The organism is Streptomyces sp. NPDC002730 (assembly GCF_042888805.1).
Taxonomy (GTDB): Bacteria; Actinomycetota; Actinomycetes; order Streptomycetales; family Streptomycetaceae; genus Streptomyces.
On sequence record NZ_JBIAQG010000062.1, the window covers coordinates 1 to 1,965 of the forward strand.

The 1,965-nt window shown below is 66.7% G+C and carries 1 protein-coding gene; it reads right to left on the bottom strand.

The window, feature by feature from the left end; genetic code table 11:
- Nucleotides 1-105 precede the first annotated feature (105 nt).
- Complete coding sequence (locus ACFYXH_RS42420) at nt 106-1,737, bottom strand: IS4 family transposase (protein WP_389575171.1); 1,632 nt, start codon at nt 1,735-1,737, stop codon at nt 106-108.
- Nucleotides 1,738-1,965: the final 228 nt, after the last annotated feature.

Below are 1,965 nucleotides of genomic sequence, written 5' to 3' on the forward strand. Positions count from 1 at the left end.
TGAGGTTCCCCCGAGATGCGGGGTGAGTTGACAGAGGGTCAGATGGGACTCATGAGAGGAACATCGGCCGTGGCCGCTCCCCGAAAGTACCCCAAGGCCGCGTAGTTAAGGCGAGATCGCGGTTGTCAACGCTCCGGAAACGGCACCGTGTTGGCCCTCGGACATCATCCAGTCGTCGTCGAGCGTGTAGACGCCGCGGGCGATCCTGCGGAGGATGCCCTCGTTGACCCAGCGGCCGAGCTCGGCACGCAGTCCGCGTGCATCGTCCAGGCCGATCCCCCGAGCAATCTCGCAGGCAAGCCAGGAACGTGCCGGGTGAGTCCGCATCAACTGCAGTGTTCGGTCGCGTCGACCCACCGGGGCCTGTCGAGAGCTCTGGTCCACGGTGAGGGTCACGTCGCTGATGCGGGACGCGCCGAGGACCTGGGCCTGGTCCGGTGGTGCCGCATACCGGGAGATCGGACACTTGACGCGGCGCGGGGCAATGCGCGGCCGACGCGGCGGCAGCAGGTTGTCCAGTACGGCCTGACCGATCCAGCCGTGCCCTTCGTCCGGCAACACGCCGGCAGCGGCGATGACCTGGTCCTTGGCGGTCTCCAGAGCGACAGTGAACGAGGCGCGGTCCGGGTCGGTGCCGGGCCTGGACTCGGCGGCCTCCGCCATGGTCCGACGTAGTGCCTGGTAGACGGCCAGGTGTGCCCAAAGCTCCTGATGGACACCGACGGGGTCCTGGGAGCGCAACACCAGTCCGGTCTGCAGCGTGTGGCGCAGGGAATAGAACGCCGACTCGATCTCCCAGCGTTCGTGGTAGAGCGAGACCAGCTCGGCGGCGGGATGGCGGCGGTGATCGACGAGGGTGGTGGCCAACCGGTAGTGCCCCTGCAGCCGTAGTCCTTTGACGGTGGTCACGGCGATGTGCGCATCGATGATCCGCAACCGGACCCCGTTGATCCGTGTCAGATACGTTCCGTCGGGCAGTGCTGCCCAGCGGGCCGGGGTGCGCGCTCCTTTGAGCCGGACCAGCAGTTGGACGCCGGTGGCCGCGGCCTTGGCCAGGAAGTCGTCGGTGTCGAAGCCCCGATCGTTCAACAACAGCATGCTGTCGTCCAGCAGCGGCAGCAGCTGCTGCTCGGCGTACGCGGTCTCCTTCTGCGGCACCGGTCCGAAGACCGCACCGAGCAGGGCTCGGGTCCCGGTCTCGCACAGCACCATAAGCTTCAGCATCGGGTAGCCCTCCTGCCCGTAACGGTGCTTGTGCTTACCGAGCCAGGTGCACACCCGGGCCCGGTCGGGAGCCTTGGCAGAGCTGCATCCGTCGAAGGCGACGGTCCTCCAACCCCGATAGCACACGCCCGGAGTCCGGGGCCCGGCGACGGGCCCGGCCAGGACGGTGAACAGCTGCTTCAGCGGAGCCGCCCCGAGACGTCGGCGCAGGTCACGCAGGGCCTTCTCCGACGGACGCCGCAAACACAACTGCCCCAGGCCAGCGGTGAGTTTGTCCCACACCCTCACGTATCCCAGGCCGGGGAAGAGTGCCATGGCCAAGACGAAATACACACCCACCCGCGACGGCAGCCTCCGCACTCTCGTCTGCATGGTGCGCGTCTGGATCAGAACGTCATCGACGAGCTCGAACGGAAACTGCCGGGTCAGCTCTCCCAGATGTCCGGGCGCATACACGCCCTCGGCGACGGCGATAGTGCGCGTGAGTACGCTGGTGGCACACTGGTTGGGCAACGGGACTCCTTCGAGCCGGAAAACCTTGGTCGGTTTCCTCGCTCTACCAGGAGTCCCGTCCCCGTATACGCCACATGCCCTGATCCACCACGCCCTCTTGACAACCGCGATCTCGCCTAAACTACGCGGCCTTGAAAGTACCCGCTCGAGTTGCGTGACCGTGCGGTTCGGATGTATCGCACCGCGGATCCCAAGCCGCAGATCAAGCGGCTCGCCATCGACCTCGGC